Below are 20,399 nucleotides of genomic sequence, written 5' to 3' on the forward strand. Positions count from 1 at the left end.
GCCCGCGGGCGGCGCCGCGCTCAGTCGACCGCGAGCGCGGCGACCGGCGACACCCGCGTCGCGCGCCGCGCCGGGGCGAGCGCCGCGAGCGCGGCCAGGACGATCCCGAACCCCGCGACGCCCGCGACGACCGGCCACGGGATCGTCGGCGGCGCGATCCCGCTCTGGGAGCCCAGCAGGGACTGCGCGGCGATCCAGCCGTAGCCGATCCCGAGCAGCAGTCCGAAGCCGAGGGCGGTGAGCGTGAGCTGGGCGCTCTCGGCGACGATCATCCGCCGCACCTGGGCCGCCGTGAAGCCGAGGGCCCGCAGCAGGCCGAGTTCGCGCCGCCGCTGCAGCACGCTCAGCGAGAGGGTGTTGATGAGGCCGACCGCGGCGATGATCGCCGAGAAGCCGACGAGCGCGGTGAGGATCGCGCTCGTGATCGCGAGCGTGCTCTCGAGCTCGCCGGCGAGGGTCGGATCGTCGGCGAAGGCGAGCAGCGTCATGCTCCGGTAGCTGTCGAGGGCGACGGCGAACATGGTGACGAGGGTGACGCCGACCACGAGGCCGATGGTCGCCCGTGCGCTCCGCTCGGGGAAACGCACGGCGTTCGCCGCCGCGAGCGCCCCGCTCGGACCGCGGCCCGTGGCGCGCCCCGCGAACCGCAGGAGGGGCGGCATGATGACGTGCGCGCCGAGCACGATGCCCGTGAAGGAGCACAGTCCGCCGCAGAACGCGACGAGCAGCGCGAGCGGCGTCAGCAGTCCGAGCAGCACGCCGAGGGCGAGGAGAGCCGCGCCGACGGCGATGAGGATCCAGGCGCCGACGGTGCGGCCGCGATGCGCGCGGGCCTCCTCGGGCCGCTCCTCGACGGCGGCGCCCGTCGCGGCGATCGGCGACACTCGGCCGACGCGCCGCGATCCCGCCCAGGCCGCGGCCCAGGTCGTGAGCGCGACGACGGCGACGGCAGCGACGGCCAGCGGATCGAAGCGCGGGTACTCCCGGCCCTCGGGGAGCCATCCGAGGCCCGGCCCCCAGCTCGCGACGCCGGCGACGATCGCGGTCGCGAGCGCGAGACCGATCGCGGCCCCCACGGCGCCCATGGCGAGCCCCTCGGCGGCGACGCGGGCGCGCACGCGGGCGGCGCTCGCGCCGATGAGCCGCAGGAGAGCGATCGTGCGGGTGCGGCCCGCGATGATCGTCGCGAAGGTGTTGGCGGTCACGACCGCGCCGACGTACAGCGCGATCACGATGAAAATGGCGCACACCATGAGGAGCACGAGCCGGTAGGTGCCCGACTCCGCGATGAGGTCGGGATCGAGCGCCGCGGTGAGCACGCCGGTGCCGAGGATCAGCGTGGACGCGAACAGCGAGGCGAGGGCGGCGACGACGATCGTCGCGGCGTGCTCGCGCAGCCCGGCCGCGCTCACGCCGCGGTCTCCAGGCGGAGCATCGTCTCGGAGATCTGCGCCGCGCTCATGGCCTCCCGATCGTCGATGATGCGGCCGTCCGCCAGGAAGAGGATGCGGTCGGCGTGGCTCGCCGCGACCGGATCGTGGGTGACCATCGCGATGCTCTGCCCCGTCTCCACGACGGCGGAGCGCAGCAGGCGCAGCACCTCGCGGCTCGTCCGCGAGTCGAGGGCGCCCGTCGGCTCGTCGGCGAAGATCACGTCGGGGCGGGTGGCGAGGGCGCGCGCGATGGCGACGCGCTGCTGCTGCCCGCCCGAGAGTTCGTGCGGGCGATGCCCGGTCCGCCCGTCGAGCCCCAGCGCGGCCACGAGCGCGGCGATGCGCTCCCGCTCGGCCGTGTCGGGGCCGCGGCCGTCGAGTTCGAAAGGCAGCCGGAGGTTGCCCATCACGTCGAGCGTCGGCACGAGGTTGAAGGCCTGGAAGACGAAGCCGATGCGGCGCCGGCGCAGCCGGGTGAGCGCGGCGTCGCCGAGCGCGGTGATCTCGTCGTCCCCGAGCCAGACGCGGCCCTCGCTCGCGGTGTCGAGGCCGGCCATGACGTGCATGAGCGTCGACTTGCCCGAACCCGATGGCCCCATGATCGCGGTGAACTGGCCGCGCCTGATCCCGATCGAGACGTCGTCGAGCGCGGTGACGCGCTGTCCTCCCGTCCCGTAGTGCTTGCCGAGGTGCGCGACGCGCGCGACCGCTCCTATATCGCTCGAAAGGATGTCCATGCCCCGAAGCTACGCGGCGCCCGCGATCCCGCGGATCGTCCCGGGGTACCGTCCGCATGGTGCCGGGGTGCCATGTCGGGCGGTACCGGCCGCACCGCGCGGCCGAGCCCGGCGGCGCGAGCCCGGCGGCGCGGATTTATATGCGCGGGAATATATTTCGGCCGGCGCCGTTGCACCCCGCATGAGAGCATTCGGATTCCTGTCCTTCGGGCACTACGGCCCCGTCCCCGGCTCGCGCGTGCGGACGGCCGGCGACATGCTGCGGCAGACCATCGAGATCGCCGAGGGCGCCGACGAGATCGGCGTGAACGGCGCGTACGTGCGCGTGCACCACTTCGCGCGGCAGGCGGCATCACCGATCCCGCTGCTCACCGCGATGGCCGCGCGCACGCGGCGCATCGAGGTGGGCACCGGCGTGATCGACATGCGGTACGAGAACCCGCTGTACTTCGCCGAGGAGGCGGCGGCGCTCGACCTCATCGCCGAGAACCGGATCGCGCTCGGCGTGAGCCGGGGGTCCCCCGAGCCCGCGCTGCGCGGCTACGAGAACTTCGGGTATCACGGGGCGCAGGATCCGCGGGGCGCCGACCTCGCCAGGGAGAAGTTCGAGCTCTTCCTGCGCGCCGTCGACGGCGAGGCGCTCGCCGAGAGCGACCCGCAGATGGCACCGCCCGGGCGGCTGCCGATCGAGCCGCGCTCCCCCGGTCTGCGCGACCGCATCTGGTGGGGCGCGGGATCCCGCGAGTCCGCGGAGCAGGTCGGGCGCCAGGGGCTCAACCTCATGAGCTCCACGCTGCTCACCGAGGCGACCGGCGAGGCCTTCCACGTGCTGCAGCGGCAGCAGATCGAGGGGTTCCGCGAGGCGTACCGGGAGGCCGGGCACCGCGGTACGCCGCGGGTCTCGGTGAGCCGCAGCGTCTTCCCGATCGTGAGCGCGGAGGACGAGCAGTACTTCGGGCTGCGCGGGCGCGACGGGCAGGATCAGATCGGCGTGATCGACGGCTTCAGGTCCACCTTCGGCAAGACCTACGCCGACACTCCCGACCGGCTCATCGAGCAGCTCAGGGCCGACGAGGCCGTCATGGCCGCGGACACCCTGATGCTCACGATCCCGAACCAGTTGGGTGTTGCTTATTGTGTACATATCCTGGAATCGTTCGCCCAGTATGTAGCGCCTGAGCTTGGTTGGAAGCCGAACACAGAGGGCCCCGTCGAGGGATACGCGATCTAAGGCCAGTGTCCTTTGGGGTCTAGGTAGACTGACGAAACTGTGAGTACGACTCCGCAACACCCAAGCATCCGCCCCTACCAGGCTGACGACGCTACGACCACGCTGAGGATTTTCACGGCGGCGATCACAAAGACCGCTGCGGCTGACTACTCGCCAGAGCAAGTCCAGGCCTGGGCCCAACCGGGCCAGCGAGATGCCACAGGGTGGCACCTCGCCATGCGCAAGCGAAACAGTTTTGTCGCCACTGCGAACAGTGAGGTCGTTGGGTTTTCCGATGTCAATGTGCATGGATACATCGACATGATGTTTGTTGATCCCCAACACCAGAGACAAGGAGTGGCGCGCGCGCTTCTTGAGGAGGCGGAAAGGCAAGCGAGAGAACTCGGCGCGGCAAGCCTCACTGCCGATGTCAGCATCACTGCTCGACCTTTCTTCGAGAGACACGGATTCTTCGTTGAGCACCGACAGGAACCTGTCAAGCAAGGAGTGAAGCTCGTGAACTTTCGAATGCGAAAAGCACTGTATGAGGAACACCAATAGACCCGAATCAGCTCGGCCCCGAGTACAACCTGCACGTGCTGCAGGCCTTCGCCGAGCACGTCGCGCCGGCCCTCGGCTGGAAGCCGAACACGGAGGGGCCCGTCACGGGCGACGCGATCTGAGCGCCACCGCGCGGCGACGGGCCTGACGCTCCGCGCGCCCGGACCTCCCACGCAGATGCGACCGGGTCCGGGACCGGAACGGATCGTCATGCGGGCCCGGGCGAATCGGCATGTCCGCAGCGCCTCCCCCGCTCGTAGCATCGAGGTGCCCGGTCGCGAGCACCGGCGGGAAGGTGTGAAGATGCGCGCGCTCCGTACCCGCGCGCGGCTGGATCTCAGCCGCCGCGACCTGTTCCGTCTCACCGGGGTGGGCATCGGCGCCCTCGGAGTCGCCTCCCTGGCGTCCTGCGCGGGCGCCGGCCAGGGAGGCGCACCGCTCGTCTGGGGCAACTGGACGATGACGATGGACTACGACGACGAGTCCGGCGCGTACCCCACGCTGGAGCAGTTCACGGAGGAGTCCGGGATCGCCGTCGACTACTTCGAGGACATCAACGACAGCGCCACCTTCTACGCCAAGATCCGGGAGCAGCTGGATCAGGGGCAGTTCCCCGGCTACGACCTCTTCAATTTCGCCGACGACTTCACCGCGCGGCTCATCGCCAACGAGCAGGTGCAGGAGTTCGATCACTCTCGGATCCCGAATCTCTCCCACATGTCCGAGCTGATGGCGCACCCGTCCTACGATCCGGACCGGAAGTTCAGCATCCCCTGGATGGGCGGCATGACCGGGCTCTGCTACAACACGGAGCTCTACCCGAGGGGCATCCGCAGCGTCGCGGACCTGGCGAGGCCCGAGCTGCGCGGGAAGGTCGGGATCCTCACCGAGATGATCGACACGATCGGCCTGACCCTGCTGGATCAGGGAGTCGACGTTTCGGGCGACTGGGGGGACGCGCAGTTCGACGCGGCGCTCGATCAGGTGCACGAGCGCCTGACGAGCGGGCAGTACGCCCAGGCGACCGGCAATCAGTACACGCAGGATCTGCAGTCGGGCCGGATCTGGGCGGCGATGTGCTGGTCCGGCGACATCCAAGTGCTCAACGACGAGGCGGGCAAGGAGCTCTTCGCGTTCGTCATCCCCGAGCCGGGCGGCACCAAGTACGTGAACGCCATACAGGTGCCCAGGGGGACGGACCGCATGCCCGACGTCGAGGCGCTCATCGACTTCTACTACCAGCCGGAGATCATGGCGAGGGTCGTCGAGTACACGGCCTCCGTGCCGCCCGTCGACGGGGTGCGCGAAGAGCTCGCGCAGCTCGGCTCGCGGCTCGCGGAGAGCCCGATGCTCTTCCCCTCCGAGCAGGACGCGAAGCGGATCTTCGACTTCCGGCAGCTCACCTCGGCCGAGACGAAGCGCTACGTCGAGGCGTTCGTCGGCGTGATCAATGCCTAGGCCCCCAGTGCACCCGCAGGCGAAGGAGTCGCGATGACCGAACGGCACAGCTTCGTCCTCTGCGATATCGCAGTCGTCGACGGCACGGGCGGACCGGTGCGCGAGCACGCGTTCCTCGAGGTGCTCGGAGCGCGGATCGCGAGAATCGGGGACATGGCGGACTACGCGCCGCGCGACGGCGTCGAGGAGGTCCGGCTGCCCGGGCACTACGTGATGCCCGGCCTGGTCGACGCGCACGTCCATCTCTCCGGAGGCCGCGCCGAGGTCGACGACCAGGAGATCGGCGTCGTGGCCGAGCCGATGGGCCTCAAGGCGATGCGCTCGGTCTACGAGGCTCAGCAGTTGCTCAAGCGCGGCTTCACCACGGTGCGGGACATATCGTGGAACGGCTTCTACTTGAAGCGGCTGTTCGTGGAGCAGCAGATCCCCGGGCCGAAGGTCGTCGCGTGCGGCCCGGGCCTGACCCGCACGGGAGGCCACGGCGACCTCTTCCAGTTCACCCCGGACTACGTCGCCGAGCACGGGGTCTGGGGCATCGTCGCCGACGGCCCCGAGGAGGTGAGGAAAGCGGTGCGCCGCAATCTGCGGGAAGGCGCCGACGCGATCAAGATCTGGGTCAGCGGCGGCGACAACTGGCCGCACGACCGCATCGAGGACGTGCACTACTCGATGGAGGAGCTGCGCGCGTGCGTCGAGGAGGCCCATCGGCAGAAGGGCACCATCGTCGCCGCCCACGCCGAGAACCGCGAGGCCATCGAGATGGCGATCGACGCGGGCTGCGACACCATCGAGCACGGCGAGGAGATCGACGAGGCCCTCGCGAAGAAGATGGTCGAGCGCGGCACCATTCTCGTCCCCACCCTCGAGCTGATCATCAACTGGTACCGCGACTTCATCCCGCTGGGCGACGAGCCGCGCGCGCCGGTGAGGCCCGAGGCCTTCCTGTACCGCGACCTCTATCAGGAGCGCACGGAGGAATTCGGCGAGGCCTACAGCGCCGCCTCCGAGGCGAGCTTCCGCACGGCGCTCGCCGCCGGTGTCAAGATCGCCCTCGGATCCGACACCGTGTACGAGCCGCTGACGAAGTACGGCGAGTACAGCGCACGGGAGTTCCGGGCGCTCGTGCAGTACGGGATGACCGTGCCGCAGGCCGTGCACGCCGCCACCGCGGTCTCGTCCGAGGCCGTGGGGATGTCGCACGCGCTCGGCACGCTGGAGGCGGGGAAGCTGGCCGATCTGCTCGTGCTGCGCGCCGATCCCACCAGCAGCGCCGACGTCGTCTACGACGCGGCCCATCACGCCCGCGTGTACTGCGACGGCAAGCTCACCGTGCGGGACGGCGAGTTCGTGTGGTGACGCCGGGACACCGCGTGTAGGCGGGGCGTCGTATCCTGATCCGAGGATGATTCACGACGGCTCGGCGATCCAGATCGGCTACTCCGCGGTGCGGCGCACGTCGCTGCGCGCGCATCCGGGCGTGCTCGAGATCGTCCTCGTCCTCCGCGGTGCGCTCGACGTCACGGTGAGCTGCGAGCGCTTCGCGCTGCGCGAGGGGGACTACGCCGTGCTCAACGCGGGGGATCCGCATCTGCTCGTCGGTTCGGCGGACAACGCGACCGCGATCCTGCAGCTGCGCCTCGAGGAGTTCGCGGATCATGTGCCCGGACTCGGAGGGGTGATCTTCGCCTGCGAGTCGTTCGACCTGCCTCGCTTCCGGCGCACCGAGAACTCGCTGCGCCGGAGGATCCTGGACGTCCTGCTGGCCGCGCCGGGCCACGATCTCGAACGCGCCGCCGCGCTGCTCGCCGAGCTCGCGGACGGGTACGCCTTCGAGGACTACTACGAGCGACGGCGCAGTCCGAGCCGCGCCCGGCGGCTGCAGTTCAGGCAGCTCGTGATCGCCATGCAGGACCGGATCGCCGAACGCGACGTGCTCGACCAGATCGCCACGGGGCTGCACTACCGCAAGGCATCGCTCTCGCGCATCGTGCGCGAGACGACCGCGGTCAGCTTCAGCGATCTCCTCACCTACTTGCGGGTCAGCGCCGCGGAACGGAAGCTGGTCCGAGACGACGCGACCGTCGCGCAGATCGCGGCCGAATGCGGGTTCTCCGATCTGAAGTACCTGACCCGGGCCTTCCGCGCCTGGTTCGGAGAATCCCCCGCCGACTATCGCCGTCGCACCCGCGGGCTCGTCGAGGCCGATGATGAGGCTCCGCCGTGCCGCGAGCTCGGGCGGTCCCTGGCCGAGGCGCTTCGCGGCGCGGAGCAGGCCGAGCAGCGGCCGTCGCGCCTCAGCATCACGCCGCTGCTGGTGAAGAACCTGGGCGGGCGGGCGGATCTCTTCCGCACGGTGGCCGAGCTCGCGCGCGCACCGGAGATGCCCGAGCGGATCACGACCCCGCCCAGGCCGCATCTGCTGCCGGTCCGCGTGCCTGCCGGAGGCGCCCCGCCGCTCGATTGGGTGGCGGTGATCCGCGGGATCGACCGGGAGAGCTTCCGGCCGGTGCTCATCCTGCCCGTCGCCGACGCGGACCTCGCCCGGACGGTCGCGGGCGAGGTGATCGCCGCAGGGGAGGACGACGTGGAGTACTGGCTCGCCTACGAGGGCGGTCTCGGCGCCGCGGCCGATGGGCTCGCGGAACGGCTGCGCGCCGAGCTCGGCGTGGAAGCCGTACCGATGCGCGTGGGGTGATCCGCTCGACCGGGTGAGGTCGGAGGGCCTCGACCCCCGGAGCCGCCGCGCGTCCCGATCTCGCCGTGACGAGTGGGAGACTGGGAGCATGCGCGATACCGAGCCCCGGCCGACGATCCGCCCCTGCGCGGGCCCAGAGGAGTACCCGGCTCTCGTGGAGATCTGGCGGAGCGCCGTGCGGGCGACCCACCACTTCCTGGCCGACTCCGACTTCGCCCGGATCGAGGGCGCCCTCGCCACGGGGTATTTCCCCGCGGTGGCCCTGATCGTGGCCGAGCGCGACGGTCGTGCCCTCGGCTTCGCCGGGGTCTCCGACGGGAACCTGGAGATGCTGTTCGTCGCGGACGCGGCCCGCGGCACCGGCGTCGGCACGGCACTGCTGGAGGAGGCCGTGACACGGCACGGCGTCGTCCGCGTCGACGTCAACGAGCAGAACCCCGAGGCGCTCGCCTTCTACCTGGCGCGCGGCTTCGCGCCGCAGGGGCGGAGCGAGCGCGACGGTGACGGCCGTCCGTACCCCGTGCGGCACCTCGCGAGGGCCGAGCGGTGACCGGCTCCTGGGAGGCGCGGATCGACGCCTACTGGGCGACCGCGGACGACGCCCGCCCGGAGGAGGCGCTGCGGGAGATGCGCGCGCTGGTCTCCGAGCGGCCCGCCGACGATCCCGACGCGCTCTACGAATGGGCGTCGGTGCACGACTTCCTCGGGCGCGAGCGGGAGGCCGTCCCGCTGTACGAGGCCGCGCTCCGCGCCGGGCTCGCCGGCGACCGCGAACGCCAGGCGGTGATCCAGCTCGCGAGCTCGCTCCGGAACACGGGACGTCCCGAGGAGGCGATCCGGCTGCTGCGGGACCGCCCCGCGGCGGCTTCCCCGGATGCGACCGTCGTCGGGGACGCCCCGCGGGCCTTCCTCGCGCTCGCGCTGCGGGACGCGGGGCGAACGGACGAGGCGCTCCGCGTCGCGCTGACGGCGCTCGCCCGCACGCTGCCCCGGTACCGTGCCGCCGTCGAGCGCTACGCGGAGGAGCTCATCGAGGCGCCCGCTGCGGATCCTCTCGACCCGCCGCAGCCGCGCTACATCTCGAGATAGGCCTCCCGCAGCGCCGGGTAGTACTGATCGAAGCCGGGCCGCTCGGTGCCCTCGGTCGCCGCGACGAGCAAGTCCAGGTAGTACTCCCAGCCCGGCCCGATCTCCCCGATCGGATCGTCGCCCTCCAGGTGGTGGGTGAACACCAGCAGGGCGTCGTCATCGCCCTCGGCTTCGAGCGCGAGGTCGAGCTTCCAGCCGCCGACTTCGGACTCGGCCTCCAGCGCGAGTCGCTCGGGCGCCTCGCAGAGACGGATCCCGATCCGGATCGCGGGCTCGTGATCCTCGAAGCGCATGCGCACGCGCACGGCTCCCCCGGTGCGCGCGTCCCCCTCCCAGGGGCCGAACCACTGCTCGGTCAGCTCGGACTCGGTGAGGTACGCCCACGCCTCGGCGATCGGCAGCGCCAACGATCGCGCGAGCACCAGATCGCGTCCCCGTGCCGTCTCGACCACCCGTCCGCTCGCCTCGGTCATGCCGGCCTCCCGCTCCCGGGCCGACGACCCGTGCTCCGGCCCGCGTGCGCGGGCTCGACTCCAGCGTACGCCCGCCGCACCGTCGGCGGGTCAGCGCCCGGCGGAGATCAGCCCCGATTCGTAGGCCGCGACGACGATCTGGGCGCGGTCGCGCAGTCCGAGCTTGCCGAGCACCCGCGAGACGTGCGTCTTCACGGTCTGCTCGGCCAGAAAGAGCTCGCCCGCGATCTCCGCGTTGGAGCGACCGGTCGCGATGAGGCGCATCACCTCGAGCTCGCGCGGGGTGAGCGCCATGAGCTCCGCCGCCGGTTCCCGCGGCGCGGGTCGGGCGGCGTAGTCGGCGATGAGCCGGCTCGTCACGGAGGGCGCGAGGAGCGCGTCGCCCGCCGCGACGATGCGCACGGCGGCCACGAGATCCTCTGCGGTGGCGTCCTTGAGCAGGAAGCCGCTCGCGCCCGCACGCAGCGCCGAGAACACGTACTCGTCGGCGTCGAAGGTGGTCAGGATGATGACGCGCGGATGCTCGAGGCCGGGCATCGCGAGAATCGCCCGCGTGGCGTCGAGGCCGTTGAGCTGCGGCATGCGGATGTCCATGAGCACGACGTGCGGCCGGGTGCGCCGCACGAGCTGCACGGCCTCGCTGCCGTCCGCGGCGCTCCCCACGACGGTGATGTCCTCCTGCGCCGACAGCAGCGCGCCGAATCCCTCGCGCACCATCGCCTGGTCGTCGATGATCGCGACGGCGATCTCCGTTCCCGGTGCTCCGCTTCGTCCCATACCGCCGATGCTACCGACCCCTCCCGGCCGGCGGATCCCTCCCCGGTAGCACCCGGGATCCCTCCGCGGGGTGACGCGCCGTTCGTGCGCGGCGTCTACGGTGTTGACCATGATCCCCCACGCCCCCGAGCGCCGCCTGGCCGGCCTCGCCCGCGACTACGCCTACGTCATGCCCGGCTTCCCGCTCGCGCTGTGCGCATTCGTCGTCCTCGTCCCGCTCACCGTCTTCGCGCTCGCCACGTACATCGTCTGGATCGGTGCACTCGTGCTCCCGTTCGCGCTGCTGCTCGCCTCGCGATTCGCGCAACTCTCCCGCGCCCGTCTGCGCCGCTGGGGCGTCGAACCGGGGCGGGTCGCACCCCCCGAGCCGCGCCCGGGCTTCGTCGGTCTCCTCCGGCGCGCGCTCGACGCACGCCGCTGGCTCGATCTCGCCTTCGAGACGCTGATCGCGTTCCCGCTGCGGACGGTGACCTTCGTCGTCGCGACGAGCTGGACGCTCGGCGCGCTCGGCGGGCTGAGCTACGGGCTGTGGGCGGTCTTCCTGCCCCGCGACGACACGCCCCTGGCCGGGATCATCCTCGAGGCGATCACCGACGGCGCCGCTCCCGACGCCCTGGCGAACGCCTTCGCCCTCGACGTCGCCTTCACCTTCGTCATCGGCGCCGTCCTCCTTGTCACGCTGCCGCTCGTGATGCGCGGGCTCGCACTTCTCGACGCCTCGACGACCGCCGCGGCGCTCGGCGCACGGGGGCGCACGGCAGCCGCGGGCGGATCGGCGGAGCGCCCCGGGTCCGCCGCTGCCGGGTCCGCCGCTGCCGGGCCCGCCGTTTCCGGGCCCGCCGCCCCTGGCCCGGGCGCGCCCCGCCTCGCGGCTGAGCTCTCCGCGGACGGCTGGAGCTGGATCGCGGCCGTCGCGGCCGCCATCGTCACGATCGCGGTCGACTGGCCCGTCCTCGCCGTGCTCTACCCGGTCCCGGCGGCCATCGCGATGCTCATCTCCTTCGCGCACGCGGCCGCGCTGCTGCTCGCGGTCAGGCTGCCGTGGGCGGCGATCGCCGCGCAGTCGGCCGCGCTCGCCGGCACCGCGCTCGCGGCGGCGGGCACCGTGACCTGGCCCTGGCCGTGGCCGGCCACGACGATCGTCGTCCAGGCGGTGCTACTCGCGATCGTGGCGCTCCGGCACCGCTGGTCGACGGTCGCCGTCGCGTGGGCGGCCCCGCAGATCCTGCCGCTCCTCGTCGCCCTCGTCCCGCCCGGGGCCGCCGCGGCCGCGAGCCGGGAGGCCGTCGCGGGAAACACGGTGATCGTCGCGGCCGCGGTGACGCTCGGCGTCGCCGCGATCGGCGTGTCGCTCCGTCTCCTCGGGGCGAGCCGCGGGGCGCTGCAGGCGGCGCGCCGCACCAACGAGGATCTCGCCGAGCAGCGCCGGGAGAGCGACGAGCGCACCCGCATCGCGCAAGAGCTCCACGACGTGGTCGCGCACAGCATGTCGGTGATCAGCGTTCAGGCGACGACCGCGCCCTACCGGCTGCCCGGCCTGGATGACGCCGTCGCGCAGGAGTTCGACTCGATCGCGCAGGCCTCGAGACGAGCGCTCGGCGAGATGCGCGGCCTGCTCGCGCTGTTGCGCTCCCCCGGCGAGGCCTCGGCCGCACTCGCGCCGCAGCCGACCCTCGACGAGCTTCCCGCGCTCATCGAGGCCACGCGACGCTCCGGGGCGCGCATCGCATCCCGGATCGCGGTCGGCGGGCGCGCGGTGCCGACCGCGACCGCGCTCACCGCCTATCGGGTGGTCCAGGAGGCGCTGAGCAACGCGGTCAGGCACGCCCCCGGGGCCGAGATCCGCGTCACCGTGGATGCGACGGGCGCGGGGCTCGCGGTCGAGATCGTCAACGGCCCCGTCGGCGACGCGAGCGGGGAGCAGCCTCCCGCTCCGGGAGCCGGGCTCGGCCTCTCCGGCGTCGCCGAGCGCGTCTCGGCCGTCGGTGGGACCGTCGAGACGGGGGCGACCGCCGAGGCGGGCTTCCGGGTGCGGGCGCTCCTCCCTCTCCCGTAGGGGGTCGGAATCGTCCGCCGGGGTGACGCCCCGGCCGGGGCCCGGCGCCTACCGTTGCCGCATGGACGCCCTCCCCGACCTCATCTCCGCACTCATCGTCTCGCCCTGGCTGCCGATCCTCATCGCCGCCGTCTGCATCATCGACGGCTTCTTCCCTCCGGTACCGAGCGAGACGACTGTCGTCGCGGTGCTGGCGACCGGCATCGCGCTCGGCCACGACCACTGGTGGATCGCCGCGGTCGCGGCGCTCGCTGGGCTCGGAGCGGCCGCGGGCGACAGCGTCGCCTTCCTCATCGGACGGCGCTTCGGCCTCGAGCGTCTGGCCTGGATGCGCCGGCCGCGCATGCGCCGCACGACCGCCTGGCTCGCCGCGCGCGTGCACGCCGCGCCGGCGACCCTCGTGCTCGTCGGCCGGTACATCCCTGTCGGCCGGGTCGCCGTGAACGCGCTCGCCGGCGCCTCGGGGCTGCACTACCGCCGCTTCCTCGCGTACTCGGCACTCGCGAGCGCCGCGTGGGCGGCGATGTGCGTCGCGATCGCCTCCGTGTCGGTCGCGTGGCTCGGCAACCCGGTGTACTCCGCCCTGCTCGCCATCGGCATCATGCTCCTCGTCGGCTGGGGCATCGACCTCGTCGCCCGCCGCCGCATGCGCGCGCCGTCCGGCGCGGTCGCTGCAGGCGGGCCGGAGGCGGCGGGCGGCGCGGAGGCGGCGGGCTGATCGACGAGGCGGTGCCGGCGGGCTGAGCGACGAGCGGGTCGGCGGCACTGTCGGCGGCCCCGTCGGCGGTCACTTCGACGGTCCCGTCGACGGGCACTTCGACGGCCCCACTGGCGGCCCCGTCGACGGCTCCATCGACACCCTAAGTTCGGCGCGTCGAACTCCCTCGGGGCGGCGGATCGACCTCGGATCAGGGCTTCTCCCTCCCCGCGAAACCTTGCTAGCGTGGCTCACCGTGCGCGGCATGCGCACGGGCGGGACCCGGGAGGACCATGAGCGTGATCGACATCGCCGCACCCCACGAGTACGACCACAGCCACGCCGACGTGACCTCCGGCTGGCTGCGCGCCGGCGTCTTCGGCGCCATGGACGGTCTCGTCTCGAACCTCGGTCTCATCGCGGGCATCGCCGCCGCCGGCGCCGCCCCCGGCATCGTCGCCATCACCGGCATCTCCGGCCTCATAGCCGGCGCGATCTCGATGGCGCTCGGCGAGTTCACCTCCGTGCGCACCGCCAACGAGCAGCTCGACGCCGAGGTCCGCATCGAACGCGAGGCGCACCTGCGCAACCCCGAGGGCGAGCAGGCCGAGCTCAGGCGGCTCTTCGAGGGTCTGGGCGTCGACGCCGAGACCGCCGGTGCCGTCGCCCGTCAGGTCCATGCCAACGGCGAGGTCGCGGTGCGGATGCACCTGCTCTCGGAGCTCGGGGTGAGCCCGGAGGAGAAGCCGTCCCCCTGGGTCGCCGCCATCGCCTCGCTGTGCGCCTTCGGCATCGGGGCGCTGATCCCGATCCTCCCGTTCCTCCTCGGCTTCGGCGTGCTCGGCTGGGGGCTCGCCTTCGGCGGGGTCGGCCTGCTCCTCGCCGGAGGCATCGCCGCACGCTTCACGCGCCGCAGCTGGCTCGCGGGTGCCGCCAGGCAGCTGCTCTTCGGCAGCATCGCGGTCGCCGCCACCTACACGATCGGCACGCTGCTCGGCGTCTCCGCCGCTTGAGGCCCGCCGGCGGCACCGCGCCTGCGGCCGCCTCCGGCGGACCGCCCAGCGCGCCGTGCCGCGCACCGCGCCGGATCGCCCGCCGCGCCGGATCGCCCGCCGCCGACGCGCCGCGTAGGCTGGTCGCATGCCCAGCCCCGAGTTCGTCGACGCCGTGCTCGCCGTCGTCGCGCGCATCCCCGAGGGGCGCGTGATGACCTACGGCGACGTCGGCATCGCGATCGGTTCGGAGGCGCCCCGCGCCGTCGGGCGGGTCATGGCCCTCTACGGGCACGCCGCGCCGTGGTGGCGCGTGGTGCCCGCGAGCGGGCTGCCCCCGCAGGGCCACGCGCGGCTCGCGCTGCCCCACTACCTCGCCGAGGGCACGCCGCTCCGGCGCGCCGACGACGAGGACTACCGGATCGCCCTGTCCTCGGCCCGGCTGCCCTACACCCACGAGATCTACGCGGAGGTCGCCCTGTGACGACGCCACCCGATGCGCGGCCAGACGCCGACGCGCCCCGACCCCTCCGCCTCGGATTCCCGCGGGGCGTCGCGCCGAGCACCTGGGCCAGGCGGTGGAAGGCGGCCACGCCCGGCCGGGTGCTGGAACTCGTGCCCCTCGATACGGCCTACGGCTCCGCCCGAGACGCCGCCGATCCCGCGACCGCCGAGGCGGCCGCGAGCTGCGATGTGCTCATCGAGCGCACGTCCCCGGGCGCCCGACCGGCGGACACGGAGCGCTCCGAGGCGGGGCCCGGCGGTGCCGGTGCCGGCGGTGCCGGCGGTGCCGGTGCCGGCGGCGGCACGGGATCGCGGCATGCGATCCGCCTGTACGCCGAAGTCCTCGCCCTCGTCGTGCCGCGGGATCACGAGCTGGCGGAGCAGGACGATGCGGGCCCCGAGGACCTCGGCCTCGTGACGCTGCTCGACCACCCCGACCACCACCCGAGCTGGCCAGCCGCCGCGCCCTGGGCCGAGCCCGCGTGGATGCCGGCCGGCCCCGAGGCGGCGCTGGCGCTCGTCGCGACGGGCGCCGGCGCGATGCTGCTGCCGCTGCCGCTCGCGAGGCACCTCGCGAGCAAGCGCGAGCACGTCGTGCTGCCGCTGCGCGCCGCGCCGGGCGAGGCGCAGCTGGAGGGCTCCGTCGTCTGGGCGGTGTGGGATCGGGAACGGGACGACGCCACGGTGCAGCATCTCGCCGGGATCCTCCGCGGGCGCACCGCGGGCAGTTCCCGGGAGTCGGCGCGCGAGGAGGCGCGGAGCACGGCGCGCGAGCCGCGCACCCGTGAGCAGCCCCGGAAGGCCGCCCCGAAGCTCAAGCCGAACTCGCGCGGCGCGCAGCTGCAGGCCGCGAAGGAGAAGGCCGAGCGCAAGCGCGCGGAGGCCAGACAGGCGAAGCGGCGCAAGCGGCGCTGAGCGCGCCGCGATCGGCGGACCGGAGCCCGGCGATCCGTTCCGGGTTCCGGCTTCGGTTCCGCGTCGGCTCAGGCGTCGGCTTCGGGGTCAGAGCTCCGATGCCGGCACGTCGAAGGTGCCGCAGGCGGTGGGTCCCTGCTCGTAGCCCGTCATGAACCAGCGCTGCCGCTGCTCCGAGGTGCCGTGCGTGAAGCGCTCGGGATCCACGCCGACGCCCGCCGACTCCATGATGTGGTCGTCGCCCACGGCCGCCGCGGCGCTCATCGCGTCGGCGATCTGCTGCTCGGTGACGGGCTTGAGGAAGGGCACTCCGCCGTCATCGGCGACGGTCGAAGCGTTCTGCACCCAGGCGCCCGCGAAGCAGTCGGCCTGGAGCTCGAGCCGCACCGATCCCGAGCTCGCCCCGGTCTCGCGGCCGGCGCCCTGCAGTGAGCCGATCAGATTCGAGATGTGGTGCCCCCACTCGTGCGCGAGCACGTACATCTGCGCGAGGGAGCCGTCGGAGGCGCCGTACTGGCTGCTCAGCGTGTCGAAGAAGGCGACGTCGACGTAGATCGTCTCGTCGGCGGGGCAGTAGAACGGACCGGTCGCGGACGATGCGGCGCCGCAGCCCGACTGGGTCTGGCCGCTGAAGAGCACGACCGGGCCGGGTGCCCGGTAGTTGCCGACCTGAGTCGCCCAGTAGCGGTCGAGCGCGTCGGCGGTCGCGGCCATGCGGCACTCCGCGTCGGTGTTCGCGTCGGCCCCGCTCTCGCAGCCGACGAGCTCGCCGCTCTGCTCCGCGGCGATCGGGCCGGAGCCGACGAGATCCTCCGCGAGCGGTTGGAACGGCATGAGGTTGATGCCGAGGAGCTGCGAGCCGATGGCCAGCAGGATCACGACGAGTCCGCCCCCGCCGGCGATCATGCCGCCGCGCTTCGCCCCGCTGCGCTTGGACACCTTGCTCGTGTCGATCCTGACGTTGTCGTTGAAGGTCATCGCGGCTTCCTCGGCTCGGGACGGTGATGCTGGTCCCAGTGTATGGCCAGCCGCCGGCGTGCCGGGCGCTTCACCGCGCGGCGAAGCGGTCCGTGGCGCGCACGAGGGCGTCGACGATGCCGGGCTCGCTCGCCGCGTGGCCGGCGTCCGGGATCATCTCCAGCTCCGCCTCGGGCCAGGCCTCGTGGAGATCCCACGCGGTGCGCGGCGGCGTGCAGACGTCGTAGCGGCCCTGCACGATGACCGCGGGGATGCCGGCGAGCCGCGCGGCCGCATCGAGGATGAGCTGCCCCTCCTCCAGCCAGCCGCCGTGCGAGAAGTAATGGTTCTCGATGCGGGCGAAGGCGACCGCCGCGGCCGTGTCCTCGCGGGCGTCCGCGATCGCCTCCGCGTCGGGGATGAGCCGGATCGTCGAGTGCTCCCAGGCGGTCCAGGCGACCCCAGCCGGGACGTGGACGGCGGGATCGGGATCCTCCAGGCGCCGACGGTACGCCGCGAGCAGATCCCCGTGCTCGCCCTCCGGGATCGCCGCGAGGTAATCCGCCCACGCATCGGGGAAGATCTGGGAGGCGCCCTCCTGATAGAACCAGTCGATCTCGCTGCGGCGCAGCGTGAAGATCCCGCGCAGCACGAGCTCGGCGACCCGTTCGGGGTGGGTCTGCGCGTAGGCGAGCGCGAGCGTCGACCCCCAGGAGCCCCCGAAGACCTGCCAGCGCTCGATCCCGAGGTGCTCCCGCAGCCGCTCGATGTCCGCGACGAGGTGCCAGGTGGTGTTCGCCGTCAGATCCGCATCGGGCGCGCCCGCGTGGGGCAGGCTCCGGCCGCAGCCGCGCTGGTCGAAGAGCACGATCCGGTAGCGCTCGGGATCGAAGTACCTGCGGTGGTCCGGCGCGCACCCTCCGCCCGGCCCGCCGTGGAGGAAGACGACGGGCTTCCCATCGGGGTTGCCGCAGCTCTCCCAGAAGATCTGCTGGCCGTCGCCGACGTCCAGCCGCCCGAAGGCGTCCGCCTCGATCGGCGGGTACAGTGCGCGCAGGGCTCCGCTCATCCCCTCACCCTATCTCCGGCACCGTGCGTCGTGCATCGTGCATCGTGCGTCCCGGGGCGTTCCCTCCCTTTCCCGGTCGCGCCCTCCTCCCTCCTCCCGATCGGGGTCGCTCCGGCACCTCCGCCCGGATCCGGGCCCCTCCGGCACCGCCCTCCCCCTATCCCCGGCCCCTGATTCAGGCCATTGCGGCACCTCCGCCCGGATCCGGGTCCCTCCGGCACGGTTCTCAGGGTGCTGACCCTGCGAGAGCGACCCGGATCCGGGGACGGGGATGGCCGGGAATGGGATGGGGTGGGGTGGAAAGTGCGGATGGGGGTGGGGCGGAGAGTGGTGCGGAGGGGATGGGGGCGCGGAAGCCGGACGGAACCGGAACGGGAACTCGCACGGCAGATCAGACGAGCGCGTGCGGCTGGGACCCAGCGGCAGGGCACGGCGCGAAACAAGCGGCCGAGCTCGACACCCGCCCAGCGGCCGGGACCCGGCGGCCGCGCTCGGCGCAGGTCAGGCGGACGCGCGCTTCGCCGCCGACTTCTGCTGCGCGCGCAGCTCCTTCTCGTGGATCGGCCACGCGCCGGCCGCCCGCTGCGCCTCGACGTAGTCGTGGGCCTCCTGCTGGCGCTCCGCCTCGATGCCCGTGGCGATCTCGGCGCGCAGCAGCTCCGGGGTCAGTCCGAAGGCATCGACCAGGTCCTGGGCGTGCGGACGCAGGCGCGTGATGAGTCGATCGATGTACGCGGTGATCGACTCGGCGCGGTGCCCCGAGAGCCGGCCCTGCACGAGGTACCAGGCCGCGTGGGTCTCGATGAGGCCGAGCCCGAAGAGGTCGCGCAGCCAGGTGAGCACCTGGCGGGAGCCCGGGTCCGCGATCCGCTCGATGGCCTCCGTGAACGCCTCCCACTGCAGCAGCTCGCCGTGGGCGCGCGCCGCCTCGATGAGCTTGTGCTGCTGGGCGTTGAAGGCGTTCTCGTTCGCGATGGCCTTCGCGCGCTGGTTGCTCTTCGGCACGTCCTTCGTCGCGTCGCGGAGGGCGAGCGCGATCTCCGACACCATGGTCTGCACGCGGTCCGTCAGCAGGGCGCGCTGCGCCTCGGGGCTGCGCACGCTCTCCACGGACCGCGCGACCTGTCCGAGGTCGGCGATGCTCTGTCCGAGCTGGCGGAGCCCGAAGCGGCTCACCCGGTCACCGAGCTGGCTCGCGACGGCCTTCGCGAGCGCCGCACGGTCGGCGTTCTTGAACTGCGCCGAGTAATCGGTGAGCAGGCGCTTGCCCACGAGCTGCAGCAGTACGTTGTTGTCGCCCTCGAAGGTCGCGTAGATGTCGAGGTCGGCTCGCAGCCCCGTGAGCCGATTCTTGCCGATGAAGCCGGCGCCGCCGCAGGCCTCGCGCGCCTCCTGGAGCGTCTCGAGCGCGGCCCAGGTGGAGAGCGGCTTGAGCGCCGCGGCGAGCGTCTCCAGGTCCTCGCGGTTCTCGTCCGTGTCCCGGGTGTCCGAGAAGACCTCGTCGAAGACGGTGAGGAGCTTCTCGTCGGCGAAGGTCATCGCGTAGGTCTGGGCGATCCGGGGAATGAGTCGCCGCTGGTGCTGCCCGTAGTCGAGCAGCACCGTCTCCCGGCTCGAGGCGCCGGGGAACTGCCGGCGCTCGTTCCCGTAGCGCACCGCGATCGCGAGCGCCGCCGACATGGCACGCGCCGCGGAGCCGTCGAGCGATACGCGCCCCTGCACGAGCGTGCCGATCATCGTGAAGAAGCGGCGGCCCGGGCTCTCGATGCCGGAGCTGTAGGTGCCGTCGGCCGCCACGTCGCCGTAGCGGTTGAGCAGGTTCGTGCGGGGGATGCGCACGTGGTCGAAGTGCAGGCGCCCGTTGTCGATGCCGTTGAGCCCGCCCTTGACGCCGTCGTCCTCGCTGCCGACGCCCGGCAGCAGTTCGCCGTCAGGGGTGCGGATCGGCACGAAGAAGGCGTGCACTCCGTGGTTCACCCCGCGGGTGATGAGCTGCGCGAAGACGACGGCGGCCTGCCCGTGCAGAGCGGCGTTGCCGAGGAACTCCTTCCAGGCCCCCGCGAAGGGGGTGTGGATCTCGAACTCCTCGGTCTCGGGGTCGTAGCTCGCGGTGGTGCCGATGGAGGCGACGTCGGAGCCGTGGCCGATCTCGGTCATCGCGAAGGCGCCGGGGAGCTGCAGGCTCATCACGTCCGGCAGCCAGCGCTCGTGATGCGCGGCGGTGCCGAGGTGCAGGATCGCGGCGCCGAAGAGCCCCCACTGCACCCCGCTCTTGATCTGCAGCGAGGGATCGGCGAGCACGAGCTCCTGGAACGCCGCGATATTGCCGCCGTGGTTGTCCCCGCCGCCGAGCGCCCGGGGGAAGGCGCGCTGGATGGCGCCGTGCTCGACGAGGATCCCGAGCTGCCCGAACGCGCGCTCGCGGTGCTCGGCCATCGGCTGGCCCGGGATCGTGTGCAGGCGCGGATCGGCGGCGAGCTCGCGCGAGGCGAGACGCTCGGTCTTCCAGGTGCCGAGCAGCGCGTCGCCGACCGCGGCGATGTCGATGCGTGGGGCGGGCTGCGGGGTGGTGTCGCTCATCGGTGCTCCTTCGGCGTCGCGTCCGAGGCCGCCGCGACGTCGGCGCCCCGGTTCCCGGTGCTGTTCACAGGCTAGGAGGCGGTGCCGTCGGCGACAAGCGGACCCCCGGGAGCGCACAACGGGGCACCGCGACGCCACCCGATGCGATTGTATGAATCATGCAAAACCGACGGGCCGAAGATGGAGCATTGCTCCA

The 20,399-nt window shown here is 72.6% G+C and carries 19 protein-coding genes and 1 pseudogene; 13 read left to right on the top strand and 7 right to left on the bottom strand.

Going from position 1 to position 20,399, the window contains the following annotated elements; translation table 11 throughout:
- Positions 1–20: 20 nt before the first annotated feature.
- Positions 21–1,412 carry an ABC transporter permease gene (locus MUN78_RS11565; RefSeq protein ID WP_244726572.1) on the bottom strand — a complete coding sequence of 464 codons (1,392 nt, stop codon included), beginning with the start codon at positions 1,410–1,412 and terminating at the stop codon, positions 21–23.
- A complete protein-coding gene (locus MUN78_RS11570; protein WP_244726574.1) occupies positions 1,409–2,170 on the bottom strand; it encodes an ABC transporter ATP-binding protein in 762 nt (253 codons plus the stop codon). The genes MUN78_RS11565 and MUN78_RS11570 overlap by 4 nt, the downstream gene beginning before the upstream one ends.
- 181 nt (positions 2,171–2,351) lie before the next feature.
- Between MUN78_RS11570 and MUN78_RS11575 the strand changes: the two genes are divergently transcribed.
- The 8 genes and pseudogenes from MUN78_RS11575 to MUN78_RS11610 all read left to right on the top strand — a co-directional run bounded on the left by MUN78_RS11575 (position 2,352) and on the right by MUN78_RS11610 (position 9,183).
- Complete coding sequence (locus tag MUN78_RS11575) at positions 2,352–3,401, top strand: LLM class flavin-dependent oxidoreductase (protein ID WP_244726576.1); 1,050 nt, start codon at positions 2,352–2,354, stop codon at positions 3,399–3,401.
- A gap of 39 nt (positions 3,402–3,440) precedes the next feature.
- On the top strand, positions 3,441–3,941 hold the full coding sequence (locus tag MUN78_RS11580) for a GNAT family N-acetyltransferase (RefSeq protein WP_244726578.1): 501 nt from the start codon (positions 3,441–3,443) through the stop codon (positions 3,939–3,941).
- Positions 3,942–3,943: 2 nt separating this feature from the next.
- A pseudogene (locus tag MUN78_RS11585) lies at positions 3,944–4,063 on the top strand (flavin-dependent oxidoreductase); the annotation flags it as partial.
- 181 nt (positions 4,064–4,244) lie between these two features.
- Positions 4,245–5,399: an ABC transporter substrate-binding protein gene (locus tag MUN78_RS11590; RefSeq protein ID WP_244726580.1), complete on the top strand. Its 1,155-nt coding sequence runs from the start codon at positions 4,245–4,247 to the stop codon at positions 5,397–5,399.
- Between the two features lie 33 nt (positions 5,400–5,432).
- Positions 5,433–6,755, top strand: a complete 1,323-nt coding sequence (locus MUN78_RS11595) for a metal-dependent hydrolase family protein (RefSeq protein WP_244726582.1) — start codon at positions 5,433–5,435, stop codon at positions 6,753–6,755.
- 46 nt (positions 6,756–6,801) lie between these two features.
- Complete coding sequence (locus MUN78_RS11600; protein ID WP_244726584.1) at positions 6,802–8,094, top strand: helix-turn-helix domain-containing protein; 1,293 nt, start codon at positions 6,802–6,804, stop codon at positions 8,092–8,094.
- A gap of 88 nt (positions 8,095–8,182) precedes the next feature.
- Positions 8,183–8,644, top strand: coding sequence for a GNAT family N-acetyltransferase (locus MUN78_RS11605; RefSeq protein ID WP_244690081.1), 462 nt, complete (start codon positions 8,183–8,185; stop codon positions 8,642–8,644).
- Positions 8,641–9,183 (top strand): tetratricopeptide repeat protein, encoded by a 543-nt coding sequence (locus MUN78_RS11610; RefSeq protein WP_244726586.1) that lies wholly within the window; start codon positions 8,641–8,643, stop codon positions 9,181–9,183. The genes MUN78_RS11605 and MUN78_RS11610 overlap by 4 nt, the downstream gene beginning before the upstream one ends.
- Here MUN78_RS11610 and MUN78_RS11615 read toward each other — a convergent pair.
- Positions 9,168–9,656 (bottom strand): SRPBCC family protein, encoded by a 489-nt coding sequence (locus MUN78_RS11615; RefSeq protein WP_244726588.1) that lies wholly within the window; start codon positions 9,654–9,656, stop codon positions 9,168–9,170. The genes MUN78_RS11610 and MUN78_RS11615 overlap by 16 nt on opposite strands.
- Positions 9,657–9,746: 90 nt before the next feature.
- Entirely contained in the window at positions 9,747–10,433 is a 687-nt protein-coding gene (locus MUN78_RS11620) for a response regulator (protein WP_244726589.1), read from the bottom strand.
- A 109-nt stretch (positions 10,434–10,542) separates the two neighbouring features.
- Here MUN78_RS11620 and MUN78_RS11625 point away from each other — a divergent pair, with 109 nt between their 5' ends.
- From MUN78_RS11625 to MUN78_RS11645, 5 genes are all read left to right on the top strand, one after another.
- Positions 10,543–12,489: a sensor histidine kinase gene (locus MUN78_RS11625; protein ID WP_244726591.1), complete on the top strand. Its 1,947-nt coding sequence runs from the start codon at positions 10,543–10,545 to the stop codon at positions 12,487–12,489.
- Positions 12,490–12,550: 61 nt separating this feature from the next.
- Positions 12,551–13,207, top strand: a complete 657-nt coding sequence (locus tag MUN78_RS11630; protein ID WP_244690091.1) for a DedA family protein — start codon at positions 12,551–12,553, stop codon at positions 13,205–13,207.
- Between the two features lie 272 nt (positions 13,208–13,479).
- The gene (locus MUN78_RS11635; RefSeq protein ID WP_244726593.1) at positions 13,480–14,199 is read left to right on the top strand and encodes a VIT1/CCC1 transporter family protein; all 720 of its coding nucleotides are present in this window, start codon (positions 13,480–13,482) and stop codon (positions 14,197–14,199) included.
- 127 nt (positions 14,200–14,326) lie between these two features.
- On the top strand, positions 14,327–14,662 hold the full coding sequence (locus MUN78_RS11640; RefSeq protein ID WP_244726594.1) for an MGMT family protein: 336 nt from the start codon (positions 14,327–14,329) through the stop codon (positions 14,660–14,662).
- On the top strand, positions 14,659–15,597 hold the full coding sequence (locus tag MUN78_RS11645; RefSeq protein ID WP_244726596.1) for a LysR substrate-binding domain-containing protein: 939 nt from the start codon (positions 14,659–14,661) through the stop codon (positions 15,595–15,597). Before MUN78_RS11640 ends, MUN78_RS11645 begins: the two co-directional genes overlap by 4 nt.
- Positions 15,598–15,684: 87 nt before the next feature.
- On the opposite strand, the gene ypfJ is transcribed toward MUN78_RS11645, so the two are convergent.
- The 3 genes from ypfJ to MUN78_RS11660 form a co-directional block, all read right to left on the bottom strand.
- Entirely contained in the window at positions 15,685–16,575 is an 891-nt protein-coding gene (gene ypfJ, locus MUN78_RS11650) for a KPN_02809 family neutral zinc metallopeptidase (RefSeq protein ID WP_244726598.1), read from the bottom strand.
- A gap of 70 nt (positions 16,576–16,645) precedes the next feature.
- On the bottom strand, positions 16,646–17,623 hold the full coding sequence (gene pip, locus MUN78_RS11655) for a prolyl aminopeptidase (protein ID WP_244726600.1): 978 nt from the start codon (positions 17,621–17,623) through the stop codon (positions 16,646–16,648).
- Positions 17,624–18,124: 501 nt separating this feature from the next.
- Entirely contained in the window at positions 18,125–20,203 is a 2,079-nt protein-coding gene (locus tag MUN78_RS11660; protein WP_244726602.1) for an acyl-CoA dehydrogenase family protein, read from the bottom strand.
- Between the last annotated feature and the right edge of the window lie 196 nt (positions 20,204–20,399).

The sequence above is a fragment of the Leucobacter allii genome, from assembly GCF_022919155.1.
Lineage (GTDB): Bacteria > Actinomycetota > Actinomycetes > Actinomycetales > Microbacteriaceae > Leucobacter > Leucobacter allii.